The sequence below is a fragment of the Kitasatospora sp. NPDC059327 genome, from assembly GCF_042752535.1.
Taxonomy (GTDB): domain Bacteria; phylum Actinomycetota; class Actinomycetes; order Streptomycetales; family Streptomycetaceae; genus Kitasatospora.
Genome location: NZ_JBHYYB010000003.1, coordinates 32997 through 47449, shown reverse-complemented (window position 1 = coordinate 47449; position 14453 = coordinate 32997). Strand labels below are relative to the sequence as shown.

The following is a 14453-nucleotide window of genomic DNA, read 5'->3' as shown; positions in this document are numbered from 1 at the left end:
CCGGGGCCGGCCGGCCCCGGACCGCTACTGCGGCGCCGGCGGCGCGGCGAGGTGCGCGAAGGCGGCCAGGTTGCGGGTGGACTCCCCGCGCTTGGTGCGCCACTCCCACTCGCGCCGGATCGCCGAGGCGAAGCCCAGCTCCAGCAGCGTGTCGAACGGCTCGTCGGCGCTCTCCAGCACCGTCCCGAGCAGCCGGTCGACGGAGTCCCCGGTGAGCGCCTCCAGTGGCAGCCGGCCGGCCAGGTAGACGTCGCCGAGGCGGTCGATCGCGTAGGCGACCCCGTACAGCCGGGTGTTGCGCTCCAGCAGCCAGCGGTAGACGGCCTCGTGGTTCTCGTCCGGGCGGCGGATCACGAAGGCGTTCACCGAGAGGGTGTGGTCGCCGACCCGCAGGGCGCAGGTGGTGCTCAGCTTGCGGGTGCCCGGGAGGGTCGCCACCAGGGTGTACGGGTCGGTGCCGGCCGGCTCCCAGGCCACCCCGGCGTCGTCCAGGGCGGTGCGCAGGAGGGTGAGGGCCTCGTCCTTGGTGCGGATTGCCATGGAGCTGACGTTACTCGGCGGTACCGGTGGCGCGCAGCAACGGACTCGCGCCGACCGGTCCGCCGACCGGTGTGCTCAGGCCAGCCGGAGCCGGGATCCGGTGAGCCGCCCCGCCGGGCGGGCCAGGCTGCCGGCGTACACCTCGGCGGTGGTCGCCGCCGCGGTGTCCCAGCCGAAGCCCGCGGCGTGCCGGGCCGCCGCCTCGCCCCGCCGGTCGACCAGCGCCGGCTGGGTGACGTAGGCCTCCAGCGCGTGCGCCCAGGCCTGCGGATCGTGGCCGTGGACCAGGGTGCCGGTCACACCGTCCCGGACGGCGACCGGCAGACCGCCGACCGCGGCGGCCACCACCGGGGTGCCGCAGGCCTGCGCCTCCAGCGCGACCAGCCCGAAGGACTCGCTGTACGAGGGCATCACCAACGCCGTCGCCGCGCGGTACCACTCGGCGAGCAGCGCCTGGCCGACCGGCCGGTGGAAGCGGACGACATCGCCGATGCCCAACTGCGCGGCCAGCTTGTGCAGGCTCTCCGGCTTGGCCAGCCCGGTACCGGACGGGCCGCCGACCACCGGGACCACCAGCCGCTCGCGCAGCTCCGGCCGGCTCTCCAGCAGTGCCGCGACCGCCCGGAGCAGCACGTCCGGCGCCTTCAACGGCTGTATCCGGCCGGCGAACAGCAGCACGGCGGCGTCCTGCGGCAGGCCGAGCCGGGCCCGCGCGGCGGCGCGCGCGCCCGGGCCCCCGGGGCGGAAGACGTCCAGGTTGACGCCCGGGTGGACGACGGCGAGCTGGTCGGGGCGGGCCGCGTAGTGCAGGGCCAGCTCGGCGGCCTCCTCGGTGGTGTTGGCGATCAGCCGGTCGGCGGCCTCCACCACCTGCGTCTCACCGATCACCCGGGCGGCCGGCTCCGGGGTGTCGCCCTCGGCCAGCGCGGCGTTCTTGACCTTGGCCATGGTGTGCATGGTGTGCACCAGCGGCACGCCCCAGCGCTGGGCGGCCAGCCAGCCGACCTGGCCGGACAGCCAGTAGTGCGAATGGACCAGGTCGTAGTGGCCGGGGCGGTGACCGGCCTCGGTGCGCAGCACGCCGTGGGTGAAGGCGCACAGCTGGGCCGGCAGGTCCTCCTTCAGCAGGCCCTCGTACGGGCCGGCGGTGACGTGGCGCACCAGGACGCCGGGGGCCAGCTCGACGGTGGGCGCGTCGTCCGAGCAGATCGCCCGGGTGAAGACCTCGACCTCGATGTCGAGCTCGGCGAGGCGCTTGGCCAGCTCCACGATGTAGACGTTCATCCCGCCCGCGTCACCGGTGCCGGGCTGGTGCAGCGGCGAGGTGTGGACGCTAAGCATGGCTATCCGGCGCGGGCGGCGCTGGCGGCCCGGGACGAGCGACTGCAGCCGGCCCCGCACGGGCGGGGTCGGCTGGGCTCGGCGCACCGGGCGGACGGGGTGCTGGATCACCTGGCTGAAGCCTCCTCTGAGCTGCCCGTCTCTGCAGCCTGCTTGCCTGCGTGTTGCCTGCGTGCTGGTCGGTGTGCTGCCGCCCGTGCCGCACCGCCGGGTCGCGGCCGCGACCCGGCGGTATGCCGCCCCGTCCGGGCGCGCATCACCACCAGTGTGCCAACCACGTGGTCATCGACCGGCATTCCCGTCCCGGTCCATGAGATGGCCCACGGAACGGGGCGGGAGGTGGACGGACGGCGGGAGGGCGGGCCCGCGCGCCGGGGCGGAGCGGAGCGCGGGAGGCGCTGGGAGGCGTCCGGTGGTGCCGCGAGGTGCGGCGGCGGCGTGCGGCGGCGGCGTGCGTCGGCGGCGCGATGCGGTGCGGTGCGGTACGGGAGGACGGCGGTACGGGAGGACGGCGGCACGGGAGGACGGCGGAGTGGGAGGACGGCGGAGTGGGTGGCGGGGTCGACCACCGGGGATCGGCCGTAGGCTTTCCGGCATGCCCGCCTCCTACGACTCCGCGACCGCGCCTGCCCGCGGGCGGTCGGGGCGCCCGGTGGGGACCGTGACCCGCGGGACCACCAACACCAACCGGTTGCGCCGGATGGACCGCTGGATCGCCCACACCCTGGGCCCCGCGCTGCGGTCCGCCGACCGGCCGCCGGTCGCCGTCGACCTCGGGTACGGCGCCGCCCCGTGGACGGCCGTCGAGCTCTCCGGGCGGCTGCGGACGGTGCGGCCGGACGTCCGGGTGGTGGGGATCGAGATCGAGCCGGAGCGGGTCGCGGCGGCGCTGCCGTACGCCGAACCGCCGCTGCTCACCTTCCGGCGCGGCGGCTTCGAGGTGCCGCTGGACGGCGGCGCGCCCGCCCAGCTGATCCGGGCCGCCAACGTGCTGCGGCAGTACGACGAGTCGGCGGTGGCCGCGGTCTGGGAGCGGCTCCGGGCCCGGCTGGCACCGGACGGACTGCTGGTCGAGGGGACCTGCGACGAGATCGGGCGCCGGCACGTCTGGGTCGCGATCGGACCGGAGGGCCCCCGTACGGTGACCTTCGCGGCCCGGCTGGGCGGCCTCGGACTCCCCTCCGAGCTGGCCGAGCGGTTGCCCAAGGCGCTGATCCACCACAACGTGCCGGGCCGGCCGGTGCACGCCTTCCTCGCCGACTTCGACCGGGCCTGGGCGGCCGCCGCGCCGTACGGGGCGTTCGGCGCCCGGCAGCGCTGGGTGGCCGCGTGCGCGGCGCTGGCGGGCAGCTGGCCGCTGGTGGACGCGCGCGGGCGGTGGCGGCAGGGCGAGGTCACCGTCCCCTGGTCGGCGCTCGCTCCGTAGCCGGGGCGGACCCGGCGGGCCCCGGGTGGCTGCCGGGTGGCGCCCCGTCCGGCTCGGAGCGGATGAGCGAGCCCGGGGATTCACTCGAACGAGTTATCGAATACCTCTGGCGTGTTGACGCCCCGTCACGCCACGATGGGGGCACTCGGCCGACGCCTCACCTCCGACCCTCCAGACCCTTCCGGCACCTTTCCGCCCCTCCGCCCCTCCACCCCTTCCGGCCCGGCGATCCGCCTCGCCCCTCCCCTTCGACTCACCACCACCCCGACGGTGACGCACGACCGGTCCGCCGGCTCCCGCCCCTCGGCTGCTACGGGCTCCGGCCGCTACGGCCGATCCCCGTCGAGCCCCAACACCCGCCACTCCCGCTCGAACGCCAGGTACGCCTCCGTCCCGAACAGCACGAATCGCACCTCCGCCAGCTCGCGCGCCGGCCCCGACCTCGCGGCCGCGACGGTACGGAGCGCGATCCGGGCCGCGTCCTCCAGCGGCCATCCGTACACCCCGGCCGACACCGCCGGGAAGGCCACCGTGCGCGCGCCGAGCTCCACCGCCACCCGGAGCGACTCGCGGTAGCACGAGGCCAGTTGCTCAGCCTTCTTGTCGTACTCCTCCGCCCGATGGACCGGCCCCACCGTGTGGATCACCCAGCGGGCCGGCAACCGTCCTGCCGTGGTCGCCAGCGCGTGCCCGGTGGACAGCCCCTTGCCGTAGTGCCCGGCACGAAGCCTTCGGCACTCCTCCAGAATCTGCGGCCCGCCCTTGCGGTGGATCGCACCGTCCACGCCACCGCCGCCCAGCAGGGAGGAGTTGGCGGCGTTCACCACCGCGTCCACCTGCTGTTCCGTGATGTCACCCTCGACCAGGGTGATCCGCGTCACCGTCATGTCAGCCCTCCGTTGTCCGTCCCGGAGCTCGCAGTCGCGTGCTCCGACTGCCGCCCCCGTCCCTGTCACCCCACCGCCGACCGCACCGCCACCGGCGTGGCAAGAGCCACAACGGCGCCGGGCGGCCGAAGAAATCCCCGGAGTCACGTTATGGTCGCGAGAAGTTCCCCGGCGCAGAGTGCCAGGCGGGCACTGCGGACGGGCGCCGACCGTTACGCACTCGGGGAAAAGGAGGATCAGTCGATGCCCGCAACGGGAGACGGGCGGGCACCTGGTGCCCCGGACCTGTTGGGTGCCCTCGACGGCACCCTCACCGACCGCGCCCGCGACCGGTCCGCGGCCACCGAGCAGTCGGCCGGTCCGGCCGCCGCGACTCCGCCGATACCCCACCCCCGGTCGAAGGCCTCCGGCGCCACCTCCCCGGCCACCTCTCCCGCCGGACCGTCCGCCGCCCCGCTCAAGCTGCTGGTGATCGAGGACGACGCCTCCGACGCCCAACTGCTCAAGGCCGCGGTGGCCGACAGCGGCGCCCCGATCGAGATCCACTGGGCCCGCGGGCTGGAGCAGGCCTCCGAGCTGCTGGCCGCCGGTACCTCGGGAAACCGACGTGGACGACCGCGCGCCGGCGGCTTCAGCTGCGTGCTGCTCGACCTGGCCGCCCCCGCCGACCTGCCGCACCCCTCGGACGCCTCCGACGGTCTGGAGGGCCTGCACGAGCTGCTCCGACGGGCACCGCACACCGCCGTCGTGGTGCTCACCGACGCCGCCGGCGCCGAGCTGGGAGCCGCCGCGGTGGCCGCCGGGGCACAGGACTTCCTGATCAAGCACGAGACGGACGGCCCGCTGCTGGCCCGCGCCCTGCGCTACGCCGTCGAACGCAAGCGGGCCGACGAGTCGCAGCGCCGACTGGTCGAGGCCGAGCTGCGCGGCCAGGAGAACGCCCGCCTCCAGCGCCATCTGCTGCCCACGCCACTGCTGGACGGCGCCGGGCTCTCCTTCACCCGGCGCTACCGCCCCGGTCGCCGCCGCGCCCTGCTCGGCGGCGACTTCTACGACGCCGTCCGCACCGACGACGGCACCGTCCACGTGGTGATCGGGGACGTCTGCGGGCACGGCCCGGACGAGGCCGCCCTCGGGGTCGCCCTCCGGATAGCGTGGCGCACCCTGGTCTTCGCCGGCCTCACCGGCGAGGCGCTGCTGACCACCCTGCAGCACGTCCTGGAGCACGAGCGGCGCAGTGACGAGATCTTCGCGACGCTCTGCATGCTGGTCATCGAACCCGGCGACGCGACCGGCGGGCTCGACTCGCTCGGCGCCGTCGAGGAGGCCCGGCTCTACCTCGCCGGACACCCCGCGCCCCTGCTGCTCGGTAGGGACCACAAGCCGGTGACGCTGCCGGCCGACCCGGCCGGCCCCGCGCTCGGCCTGCTGCCCTGCGACGACGGCCAGGCCGTCTGGCCGGCGCACCGGCTCGAACTGCGCCCCGGCTGGCGACTGCTGCTCTACACCGACGGGCTGATCGAGGGCCGGGTCGGCGCCGGCTCCCGCCGGCTCGGCCAGGACGGACTGGCCGACCTGGTCGGCGACCACCAGTCGGCCGGGCTGACCAGGGGCCGCCTCATCGACAGCGCGATCGCCGAGGTCGAGGAGCTGAACGGCGGCGCGCTGACGGACGATGTCGCCGTCCTGCTGCTGGAACGCAACCCGGTACAGCTGCTCCTCGGCTGAGGAGGCCGAGGCGGCTCCAACGGCTCAGCCGGCCGAGGCGCCCGGCCAGTACCGGCCGGGCGCCGGGCCGCGGCATGGAACGCAACGGGCCCCGGTGGTCGCGGACGGATCCGCGACTACCGGGGCCCGGTCGGGCTTGTGCTCGCCCGGCTCCACCACCGGGGGCCGTACGGGGTTACCAGGGGCCGTAGGGGCCCATGTTGCGCTGGTCGCCCCGACCGCCACCACGATTGGTCAGCCCCCGGATCGCCGGCCGCACGTCGACCATGTAGACGATCGCGGCCACCAGGCCGGCCAGGGTCAGGAAGCTGGTCAGGAAGTTCGCCCCGAACAGCAGATCGAGCCCGAACGCGATGCCCAGGACGACCAGCCAGAACCCCTTGGTCTTCTTGTCCGCCGCCCGGTAGCCGTCCTCCGGGCGGGTGGCCGCGTCGATCAGTGCGAACAGCTTGAATCCCAGGATGGCGACAGCCAGCCACCAGAACGGGTTCAGGTAGTCCAAGCCCAGGATCTGAGCCACTCCGCCCATCGCGGTCTCCTCTGCGTCTCGGCTCCGGCGTGCCGGCCGCCGCCCATCCTGGCACGGCCGACCCCGCCACGGTGTCAACGTCCCGAGGTCACCGGATGTGCCCCGGGCCGCACGTCGCCCACCGGATGACGGCGGTACCGACTGCTACTCGGCGGCCTTCTTGGCGCGGGCGGCCTTCTTCGGCGCGGGCGCCCCGACCGGCTCGTCGACGGCCGGCTCGTCGACCGGCTCGTCCTCGACCAACTCGGCGTCGACCGGCTCGGGCTCCACCGGCTCGGGCGTCACGGCGGGCGCCGCCGCCGGCTCGACCGCGTCGGCCTGACCGCCCCGCTCGACGACGCCCTTGCCGCGCTCGGCCAGCTCGTCGTAGGCCTCCTTGGCCTTCACCGCCAGCTCGACCGCGCGGCCGACCTGCTGGAGGGCGAAGCTCTGCGCCCTCTCCTGGAGCACCTTGAGGTCGGTGGGCAGGGTGGTGACGGTACCCGCGACCTTCGCCTGCGCCTCGACCAGCCTGGCCTGCGCGTCCTGGAACTTGGCGGTGGCCTTGTCCTGCGCGCCCTTGCGGTCCGCCGCCAGGGCCTCGACCTTGCCGGGCACCTCCCGCAGCTTCTCGTAGGCGAGGTCGCCCGCGCCCGCGAGGGCGTAGAGCGGAGTCGGGTCGCTCAGGGTCTTCTTGATCTCGTCCGTGATCGGCATGACCGGTCCTCCCGTTGGTCTAGGTTGCCGGGCCGGCGGCCGTCGGGCCGTCGGCTTCGGGGTCGTCGGGCGCCGCGTCCGGGTCCTCGCGGGCGGCGTTCTCCTTGAGGAAGGCGTCGTAGACCGCGAGCAGCGCCTGCTTCTGCTGCTCGTTGATCAGCGGATCGGCCAGGATCGAGGCCCGCAGTTCCAGGCCCTCACCCCGCCGTTCCTCCAGGATCCCGGCCTGGACGTACAGCGTCTCCGCCGAGATCCGCAGCGCCTTGGCGATCTGCTGCAGAATCTCCGCGCTCGGCTTGCGCAACCCTCGCTCGATCTGGCTGAGGTAGGGGTTGGACACGCCGGCGGCCTCCGCCAGTTGCCGCAGCGAGTACTGCGCGTTCCGGCGCTGCTCGCGGATGTACTCGCCCAGCGAGCCGACGTTCAGTGAGGCCATGCGCCCACCCTGCCCCACCGCGCTTGCAAATGCAAGCACGGTGCTAGCAACAGCAAACGTGGCGGCCCGGACCGGCCCCGGACCGGCCCCGACCTGCCGATGGACGGCCCGGCGGCGGGGCCGGGAACGCCGCCGGGCGGCGTACGCCGGCGTGGTGCCGGAGTGCGCCGCCCTGGGGCGAGCCGTGTGGCGGGAGGTGACCCGCGCCGTCATGGCGGTTACTTCGGGTCGCGGTTGAACGTCGAGGTCGACCAGAAGTAGCCGAGCAGCGCGAGCCCCACGCACCAGGCGACCGCGAGCCACCCGTTGTGGCCGATCCCGGTGCCGAGCAGCAGGCCGCGCAGGGTCTCGATGGCCGGCGTGAACGGCTGGTACTCGGCGATCGGCTGGAACCAGCCGGGCATGGAGTGGATGGGGGTGAAGGCGCTGGAGAGGAGCGGCAGCAGGATCAGCGGCATCGCGTTGTTGCTGGCGGCCTCGGCGTTCGGGCTGACCAGGCCCATGCCGACGGCGATCCAGGTGAGTGCGGTGGCGAAGAGCACGAGCAGTCCGAACGCCGCGAGCCACTCCAGCACGGTGGCGTCCGTGGAGCGGAAGCCGATCGCCACGGCGACGGCGCCGACGAGGACCACACTCATGATCGACTGCAGCACGCTGCCGACGACGTGCCCGACCAGGACGGAGGGGCGGTGGATCGCCATCGTGCGGAAGCGGGCGATGATCCCCTCGCTCATGTCGTTGGAGACGGACACCGCGGTGCCGACCACGGTGCTGCCGATGGTCATCAGCAGCAGACCCGGGACGACGTAGGCGATGTAGGCGGAGCGGTCCGGAGCCCCGCCGCCGATGCCCGAGCTCATCGTGTCGCCGAAGATGTAGACGAAGAGCAGCAACAGCATGATCGGGGTGAGCAGCAGGTTCAGCGTGAGCGACGGGTAGCGCCGCGCGTGCAGGAGGTTGCGGCGCAGCATCGTGTTCGAGTCGCGCAGGGCGAGGGAGAAGGAGCTCATCGGACTGCCTCCGTCGGCTGGTCGGGGATGGTGGTGCCGCCGGTCAGGGCGAAGAACACGTCGTCGAGGTCGGGAGTGTGCACGGTCAGCTCGTCCGCCTCGACGCCGGCGGAGTCCAACCGGTCGAGGATGGCGCGCAGTTCGCGCTGGCTGCCGCCGCTGGGGAGCTGCAGCGCCAGCGCCTCCTCGTCACGGGCGACTCCGTGCAGGGCGAGGGCGGCGGAGCGGTAGGCGGCCGGGTCGGTGAAGCGCAGCCGCACGTGTCCGCCGGGCACGAGCCGCTTCAGTTCCCCGGCGGTGCCCTCGGCGGCGATCCTGCCGTCGTTGAGGACCGCGATGCGGTCGGCGAGTTCGTCGGCCTCCTCCAGGTACTGGGTGGTGAGGAAGACGGTGACGCCGTCGGAGACCAGTTCGCGGATGATCTGCCACATGGTGTGACGGCTGCGCGGGTCGAGGCCGGTGGTCGGCTCGTCGAGGAAGATGATCCGCGGGTCGCCGACCAGCGTCATGGCGATGTCCAGGCGCCGCTTCATGCCGCCGGAGTAGGTGGAGGCGGGCTTCTTCGCGGCCTCCACCAGGTCGAAGCGCTCCAGGAGCCGGGCGGCGGTGCGGCGGCCCTCGCCGCGGGAGAGGTGGTGCAGGTCCGCCATGAGGAGCATGTTCTCCTCGCCGGTGATCAGGCCGTCGACGGCGGAGAACTGGCCGGTGACCCCGATCGCGGCACGCACCGCCTGGGGGTCGGCGGCCAGGTCGTGGCCGCCGACGCGGATGTCGCCGGTGCCCCGGTCGGCGGAGACGAGGGTGGAGAGGATCTTGACGACGGTGGTCTTGCCGGCCCCGTTCGGGCCGAGCAGGGAGAAGATCGTTCCTTCCGGGACGACCAGGTCGACGCCGTCGAGCACGACCTTGTCACCGTAGGACTTGCACAGCCCGTTCGCCGCGATGGCCGGCTTGGTCATGGTGGGTGACTCCTTCGGGTTCCGTCGGGTTCAGAGGCTGCGGGCGGTGATGTCGCCCCGCGTGGTGGTGGCGTGGATGGTCAGGACGGCGGCGCCCTCGGCGTTCCTGAGCGCGTCGTGGATCCGGCCGCGGCCGGTGCCGGCGTCCAGCGAGGCGGCGACGCCGGGGGCCGCGTCGACCGACAGGTCGCCGTCCAGGGTGCGCAGGGTGACGGTGCTGCCCAGGGCCTGGGCGATCCGGATGTCGCCGCGCTGGGTGCCGAGTTCGGCGGGGCCGCCCAGGCGGCCGATCGTGATGTCGCCGTCGATGACGGTGAGGTGGGCGCCGGCGACCTCGTCGAGTTCGACCGGGCCCTGGGCCCCTTCGAAGGCGACATCGCCGAGCCGCCCGACGCCCCGCAGTTCGGCGCCGGCCGCCTTCCCCTCGACCCGCGAGCCGGCGGGCAGTCGGACGGTCACCTCGACGGAGCCGAAGCGACCGAGGAGCCGGTTCTTCTCCGGCGCGGCCTCGATCCGCAGCACGCCGTCCTGGTAGTCGACGGTGATCTGCTCCGCCGCCTTCACGTCGCGCCCCTTCGTGGCGTCCGCGGGGAGGACCTCGACCGTGGTGTCGGCCCGGTCGGCGGCGATGAACCGGACGCGCCCCGCGGGGATGTCCAGGACGGCGGTGATCGGGGCGGCGGTGGCGAACTTCTGCATCGTGCTCTCCTGCGGCTCGTCGTTTCTGACATTGGAAAAGCTACGTTGCGTTCGCAGATTACGCAACAGACTCGTTGCGCCACATTGCTATCACTGCAGGTAGATACCCAAATATCGTTGCAACGAGCGTACTTCTAACGCAACGTCAATCACCTCAGTCGTTGCATTGGATGGGAAGTGAACGCTATGCTGACGGGCATCAGGGAACCGTGGAAGGAGATCGCGATGCCGGGAGGCAGGCTCACCCAGCAGGAACGTCAGCAGATCGCGCTGGGGGTGGCCGACGGGCTCGCCTACGCGGAGATCGCCCGACGTCTCGACCGCCCCACCTCGACGGTCACCCGCGAGGTGATGCGCAACGGCGGCCCCGGCGCCTACCGCGCCGACCTGGCCCACCGCGCCACCGAACACCGCACCCACCGGCGCAGGCAGGCCGCGCCCCGGGGACCGGCGGCGCCCCGGCAGGCCGACGGGCGCGACGCCGAGGCCGTGCGCGAGTACGAGGAGGTGTTCACCACCCTCCTGATGGGATCGGGCCTGCCCAGGATGACCGCCCGGGTGCTGGCCTCCCTCTACACCACCGACGCGGGCAGCCTCACCGCGTCCGAACTCGTCCAGCGCCTGGAGGTCAGCCCGGCGTCCATCTCCAAGGCGACCACGCTGCTCGAATCCCAGGGCCTGATCCGCCGGGAACGCGACGAACGCCGCCGCGAGCGCTACATCGTCGACAACGACGTCTGGTACGACGGCATGATCGCCGCCGCCCGGGCCCACGGCCAACTGGCCGAGACCGCGCGGCAGGGCGTCACCATCCTCGGTCCCGACAGCCCCGCCGCCGTCCGTCTGGAGGGCATCGCCCGCTTCGTCGACTTCGTCGGCGAGAGCATGGCCCGCGCCGCGGAGCAGGCCCGCGAGATCCTCTCCACGAAGCCCGCACCGCTCGCGGACGACGCCGCCGAACCCGGTCCGGACGGCGGGCGGGCGGCCGGGTCCTGACGGGTGCCGCAGGGCGACCGGAGCGGCCGTGGGCGGGCCTCGTCAGGCGGCCCGCCCGGCCCACGCCGGGCCCGCGCCCGCTCTCGCCCGGTCCTCCCGGTCCTCGCCCGGGCCTCGCCTAGTCCCCGTCCCCGCCGCCGGAACGGTTGCTGCCGCCGCGGCGGCGGTTCTTGTGCAGGTAGCGCAGCACGTCGCCCACCGAGAGGGTCGCCGACGCCACCGCGCGGACCCACCGGGGCCCACCGCGGTCCGCCCACACCACGCAGACGCACCCGCCGACGGCGAGCACCAGCACTCCGAGCACCAGAACGGTCATGATCCACCCCTGCGGTCGTCCGTACGCGCTCCGCTCATCTTCGCAGGCCGGACGGGAACGGGGCAGGACCGAACCACGGCGGGACGCAAAGCGGGCGGGATGCCCGGCCGACCCCGGCGACGGGTCAGGCCGCGGCGCGGGTGACGGCGGACCGGAGCCCGGCGAGCAGAACGGGGAGGGAGTCGGCGGGGGTGCCGGCGCCCCGGGCGGCGAGGTCGACGGCGAGGCGGGCGGTGCGGGCCGCGCGCGGGCCACCGGCCAGGGCGGTGCGCACGGTGCGGTGGTCCGGGCCGCCGACGCGGACGGCGGCGGCGAGGAAGAGCAGATCGGCCGCCACCTCCGCCCAGCGCGGGCCGGCGACGTCCGCCCCGGCGCCTCGCCCGGCGCCCACCGCCCACGGGTCCGGGGCGAGGAAGCGGACGACGCCGATGCCGGTGAAGGCGACGGCGGCCGCGCACATCCCGCACGGCTCGTGACTGCTCCACAGGGTGTGGGTGGCGAGGTCCCACCCGGTACGGGTCCGGGCCGGCGCGTTCAGCTCGGCGGGCGCGAGCGGCGTGCCCTGGCGGATCCGTACCACCCGGCGGGTCGTAGGCGCGGTTGCGCCCCTCGGCGGGCCGCGGTTGCGCCCCTCGGCGACGATCACGCCGTCGGCGTCGGCGAGGACCGCGCCCACCGGCAACCCGCCGTCGGGCCAGGAGCGGTGGGCCGGCTCCAGGCAGCGCCGCGCGCCGGGTGCGAGGGCCGCCCAGGAGGCGTCGAAACCGTCGGTGCTCCCCATCCGGCCGAGGTTGGCGAGCGGGCCGCCCCGGCCGGTGTCGGCGGATCAGACGAGCTCGGGCACCCGGACGGGCATCAGGATGGAGAAGGTGCCGTCGCGGCCGGCCGTGCGAATGGCCAGCGGGGCGACGGGGCCGGTGAGTTCGAGGACGAGTTGCCCGGGACCGGCGGCCGGGAGGGCGTCCAGGAGGAAGTCGCGGTTGACGGCCACCCGGACGTCCCCGGGCGCCGGGTCGCCGCCGTCCGCGACGGTGAGCCGCCCGTCCCGGCCGAGCGTGAGCACGGTGACCTCACAGTCCTCGCCGTGCGGGCCCGAGGGCAGTCGGCGGGTCGCGCCGGACTCGACGGCGCCCCGCAGCTCGGCGGCGGGCAGGCCGACCCGGTGGACCGGGTCCAGCCGGACCAGCGACCGGTAGTCGGGGTAGTCGTGGTCGAGGGCGGCACCCTCGATCCGGTGCCCGCCGGTCTCGACCAGGACGGCGTCGGCGCCGAGGGTCAGTCGGGCGTGTTCGGCACCGGAGCCCAGCAGCGCGCGGATGGCGTCGACCAGCGCGGTCGGGACGATCGCGGCGGTCGAGACCTCGTCCGGCGCACCCGGCACGGGTACCGGCAGCGGTACCTCGGCCAGCGCCATCCGGTACCGGTCGGTGGCGACCAGCCGCAGCAGCCCGCCGTCCAGGTCGAACAACACGCCTGACAGCACGGGGACTTCGGGGTCGGTGCCGACCGCGAACCGGACCGCGGCGAGAGCCTCGGCGAGTGCGCGGGCGGGGACGGTGACGGTGTGCGGGGCGGGTGCGGCGGTCACGGGGTTCTCCCTCTGGTCGATCAGCGTGCGGATCAGGGAGAGCTCCCGGCGCGCGTCGGCGAGACCGGCCTCCAAGCGGCGCAGGTGCGCGTCGACCACCCGGTGGGCCGTGCCGGAGCCGGGCTCCGCACCGAGCACGGCCCGGATGTCGGCCAGTGGCAGGCCCACCCGCCGGAGGCGGCAGAGCAGCCGGGCGTCGGCGAGTTGGCCGGGCGCGTACCAGCGGTAGCCGGTCTGCGGGTCGACCCGGGCGGGGGTGAGCACGTCGGCGCCGTCGTAGAAGCGCAGCGCGCTGACGCCGAGGCCGCTGTCGCGGGCCAGTTCACCGATGCTGCGCAGGTCGCTCTCCATGCCCCGGACTCTGTGGCCTCGACCAGGTCGAGGGTCAAGCCGCGCGGCCGGACCGGGGGCGACGATACCGATCGCGGCCGACACCGCCCCCGTCCCGCCACCGGCCCCGGCCCGACCGCCGCCGCTCCCCGCTGCGCCGTCCGGGTGGTTCCGTGGACCGCCCACGCACCGCATGGTTGAACTTTGAACGAAACCGCCCTAGAGTGGAGCCAACAAGTTGAAGCCTAAACAAATGGCTTCGGACCCAAGGAGGAGCCATGGGCCTTTTCAACCGCACCAAGACCACCACCGCCGCGACCACCACCGCCGTCGTCGAGGCCCCGGCCGGCCCGGACCTGGGCCACCTCAGCGGCGACTGGGCGATCGACACCACCCACAGCGAGGTCGGCTTCTCGGTGCGCCACGCCATGGTCACCAACGTCAAGGGCCGCTTCACCGAGTACGTCGGCAAGCTGCACCTGGACGGCACCTCCCCGCACAACTCCAGCGCCGAGCTGGTGATCAAGGTCGCGAGCATCGACACCAACCAGGCCCAGCGCGACGAGCACCTGCGCACCGGCGACTTCTTCGCCGCCGAGACCTACCCGGAGATCCGCTTCCGCAGCACCTCCGCCGAGCGCCTGCGCGGCGACTCCTACCGGATGACGGGCGAGCTCACCATCAAGGACACCACCCGGCCGATCGTGCTGGACCTCGACTACACCGGCAGCGCCACCGACGCGTACGGCGCCGAGCGGGTCGGCTTCGAGGGCGCGGCCGTGCTGGACCGCACCGACTGGGGTCTCAGCTACAACGCCGCGCTGGAGACCGGTGGCGTGCTGATCGGCGAGAAGGTCAAGCTCAGCTTCGACATCTCCGCCGTCAAGGCGGCCTGACCCGGCCGGCCCCGGCCACTGCCCCGCGCGCCCGGCAGCGGCCGTTCCGCTGACAGCGGCACCGGACCAGACCGGA

General features: G+C 74.2%; 16 protein-coding genes. 4 read left to right on the top strand and 12 right to left on the bottom strand.

Annotation, left to right across the window (positions count from 1 at the left end):
- Positions 1–24: 24 nt before the first annotated feature.
- Both ACFXHB_RS02650 and mshA read right to left on the bottom strand, forming a co-directional pair.
- Entirely contained in the window at positions 25–540 is a 516-nt protein-coding gene (locus ACFXHB_RS02650; RefSeq protein ID WP_380571493.1) for a YbjN domain-containing protein, read from the bottom strand.
- Between the two features lie 75 nt (positions 541–615).
- Positions 616–1941, bottom strand: coding sequence for a D-inositol-3-phosphate glycosyltransferase (gene mshA / locus ACFXHB_RS02645; protein WP_380571728.1), 1326 nt, complete (start codon positions 1939–1941; stop codon positions 616–618).
- A gap of 535 nt (positions 1942–2476) precedes the next feature.
- Here mshA and ACFXHB_RS02640 point away from each other — a divergent pair.
- On the top strand, positions 2477–3307 hold the full coding sequence (locus tag ACFXHB_RS02640) for a class I SAM-dependent methyltransferase (RefSeq protein WP_380571492.1): 831 nt from the start codon (positions 2477–2479) through the stop codon (positions 3305–3307).
- Positions 3308–3633: 326 nt separating this feature from the next.
- Here ACFXHB_RS02640 and ACFXHB_RS02635 read toward each other — a convergent pair whose 3' ends face one another.
- The gene (locus ACFXHB_RS02635) at positions 3634–4194 is read right to left on the bottom strand and encodes an O-acetyl-ADP-ribose deacetylase (protein WP_380571491.1); all 561 of its coding nucleotides are present in this window, start codon (positions 4192–4194) and stop codon (positions 3634–3636) included.
- Positions 4195–4437: 243 nt separating this feature from the next.
- Here ACFXHB_RS02635 and ACFXHB_RS02630 point away from each other — a divergent pair, with 243 nt between their 5' ends.
- On the top strand, positions 4438–5922 hold the full coding sequence (locus ACFXHB_RS02630) for a PP2C family protein-serine/threonine phosphatase (protein WP_380571490.1): 1485 nt from the start codon (positions 4438–4440) through the stop codon (positions 5920–5922).
- Positions 5923–6097: 175 nt separating this feature from the next.
- Here ACFXHB_RS02630 and ACFXHB_RS02625 read toward each other — a convergent pair whose 3' ends face one another.
- The 6 genes from ACFXHB_RS02625 to ACFXHB_RS02600 form a co-directional block, all read right to left on the bottom strand.
- Positions 6098–6451 carry a DUF2516 family protein gene (locus ACFXHB_RS02625; RefSeq protein ID WP_380571489.1) on the bottom strand — a complete coding sequence of 118 codons (354 nt, stop codon included), beginning with the start codon at positions 6449–6451 and terminating at the stop codon, positions 6098–6100.
- Positions 6452–6595: 144 nt separating this feature from the next.
- On the bottom strand, positions 6596–7147 hold the full coding sequence (locus tag ACFXHB_RS02620; RefSeq protein WP_380571488.1) for a hypothetical protein: 552 nt from the start codon (positions 7145–7147) through the stop codon (positions 6596–6598).
- Positions 7148–7166: 19 nt separating this feature from the next.
- On the bottom strand, positions 7167–7583 hold the full coding sequence (locus ACFXHB_RS02615) for a helix-turn-helix domain-containing protein (protein ID WP_380571487.1): 417 nt from the start codon (positions 7581–7583) through the stop codon (positions 7167–7169).
- Positions 7584–7801: 218 nt separating this feature from the next.
- Positions 7802–8593: an ABC transporter permease gene (locus tag ACFXHB_RS02610; protein ID WP_380571486.1), complete on the bottom strand. Its 792-nt coding sequence runs from the start codon at positions 8591–8593 to the stop codon at positions 7802–7804.
- Positions 8590–9552, bottom strand: coding sequence for an ATP-binding cassette domain-containing protein (locus ACFXHB_RS02605; RefSeq protein ID WP_380571485.1), 963 nt, complete (start codon positions 9550–9552; stop codon positions 8590–8592). Before ACFXHB_RS02605 ends, ACFXHB_RS02610 begins: the two co-directional genes overlap by 4 nt.
- Positions 9553–9582: 30 nt before the next feature.
- On the bottom strand, positions 9583–10251 hold the full coding sequence (locus tag ACFXHB_RS02600; protein WP_380571484.1) for a DUF4097 family beta strand repeat-containing protein: 669 nt from the start codon (positions 10249–10251) through the stop codon (positions 9583–9585).
- A gap of 225 nt (positions 10252–10476) precedes the next feature.
- Between ACFXHB_RS02600 and ACFXHB_RS02595 the strand changes: the two genes are divergently transcribed.
- Positions 10477–11247 carry a MarR family transcriptional regulator gene (locus ACFXHB_RS02595; RefSeq protein WP_380571483.1) on the top strand — a complete coding sequence of 257 codons (771 nt, stop codon included), beginning with the start codon at positions 10477–10479 and terminating at the stop codon, positions 11245–11247.
- Positions 11248–11365: 118 nt separating this feature from the next.
- On the opposite strand, the gene ACFXHB_RS02590 is transcribed toward ACFXHB_RS02595, so the two are convergent.
- The 3 genes from ACFXHB_RS02590 to ACFXHB_RS02580 all read right to left on the bottom strand — a co-directional run bounded on the left by ACFXHB_RS02590 (position 11366) and on the right by ACFXHB_RS02580 (position 13502).
- Positions 11366–11563, bottom strand: a complete 198-nt coding sequence (locus ACFXHB_RS02590) for a hypothetical protein (RefSeq protein WP_380571482.1) — start codon at positions 11561–11563, stop codon at positions 11366–11368.
- A 124-nt stretch (positions 11564–11687) separates the two neighbouring features.
- Positions 11688–12344: a nucleoside deaminase gene (locus ACFXHB_RS02585; protein ID WP_380571481.1), complete on the bottom strand. Its 657-nt coding sequence runs from the start codon at positions 12342–12344 to the stop codon at positions 11688–11690.
- Positions 12345–12389: 45 nt separating this feature from the next.
- Positions 12390–13502 carry a MerR family transcriptional regulator gene (locus tag ACFXHB_RS02580; RefSeq protein ID WP_380571480.1) on the bottom strand — a complete coding sequence of 371 codons (1113 nt, stop codon included), beginning with the start codon at positions 13500–13502 and terminating at the stop codon, positions 12390–12392.
- 257 nt (positions 13503–13759) lie between these two features.
- Here ACFXHB_RS02580 and ACFXHB_RS02575 point away from each other — a divergent pair, with 257 nt between their 5' ends.
- A complete protein-coding gene (locus ACFXHB_RS02575; protein WP_380571479.1) occupies positions 13760–14377 on the top strand; it encodes a YceI family protein in 618 nt (205 codons plus the stop codon).
- The last annotated feature ends 76 nt before the right edge of the window (positions 14378–14453 follow it).

Bases quoted from the DNA above. Each gene is read 5' to 3' on its own strand.
- ACFXHB_RS02650 (WP_380571493.1), bottom strand. From the start codon at position 540: ATGGCAATCCGCACCAAGGACGAGGCCCTCACCCTCCTGCGCACCGCC.
- ACFXHB_RS02640 (WP_380571492.1), top strand. From the start codon at position 2,477: ATGCCCGCCTCCTACGACTCCGCGACCGCGCCTGCCCGCGGGCGGTCG.
- ACFXHB_RS02635 (WP_380571491.1), bottom strand. From the start codon at position 4,194: ATGACGGTGACGCGGATCACCCTGGTCGAGGGTGACATCACGGAACAG.
- ACFXHB_RS02630 (WP_380571490.1), top strand. From the start codon at position 4,438: ATGCCCGCAACGGGAGACGGGCGGGCACCTGGTGCCCCGGACCTGTTG.
- ACFXHB_RS02625 (WP_380571489.1), bottom strand. From the start codon at position 6,451: ATGGGCGGAGTGGCTCAGATCCTGGGCTTGGACTACCTGAACCCGTTC.
- ACFXHB_RS02620 (WP_380571488.1), bottom strand. From the start codon at position 7,147: ATGCCGATCACGGACGAGATCAAGAAGACCCTGAGCGACCCGACTCCG.
- ACFXHB_RS02615 (WP_380571487.1), bottom strand. From the start codon at position 7,583: ATGGCCTCACTGAACGTCGGCTCGCTGGGCGAGTACATCCGCGAGCAG.
- ACFXHB_RS02610 (WP_380571486.1), bottom strand. From the start codon at position 8,593: ATGAGCTCCTTCTCCCTCGCCCTGCGCGACTCGAACACGATGCTGCGC.
- ACFXHB_RS02605 (WP_380571485.1), bottom strand. From the start codon at position 9,552: ATGACCAAGCCGGCCATCGCGGCGAACGGGCTGTGCAAGTCCTACGGT.
- ACFXHB_RS02600 (WP_380571484.1), bottom strand. From the start codon at position 10,251: ATGCAGAAGTTCGCCACCGCCGCCCCGATCACCGCCGTCCTGGACATC.
- ACFXHB_RS02595 (WP_380571483.1), top strand. From the start codon at position 10,477: ATGCCGGGAGGCAGGCTCACCCAGCAGGAACGTCAGCAGATCGCGCTG.
- ACFXHB_RS02590 (WP_380571482.1), bottom strand. From the start codon at position 11,563: ATGACCGTTCTGGTGCTCGGAGTGCTGGTGCTCGCCGTCGGCGGGTGC.
- ACFXHB_RS02585 (WP_380571481.1), bottom strand. From the start codon at position 12,344: ATGGGGAGCACCGACGGTTTCGACGCCTCCTGGGCGGCCCTCGCACCC.
- ACFXHB_RS02580 (WP_380571480.1), bottom strand. From the start codon at position 13,502: ATGGAGAGCGACCTGCGCAGCATCGGTGAACTGGCCCGCGACAGCGGC.
- ACFXHB_RS02575 (WP_380571479.1), top strand. From the start codon at position 13,760: ATGGGCCTTTTCAACCGCACCAAGACCACCACCGCCGCGACCACCACC.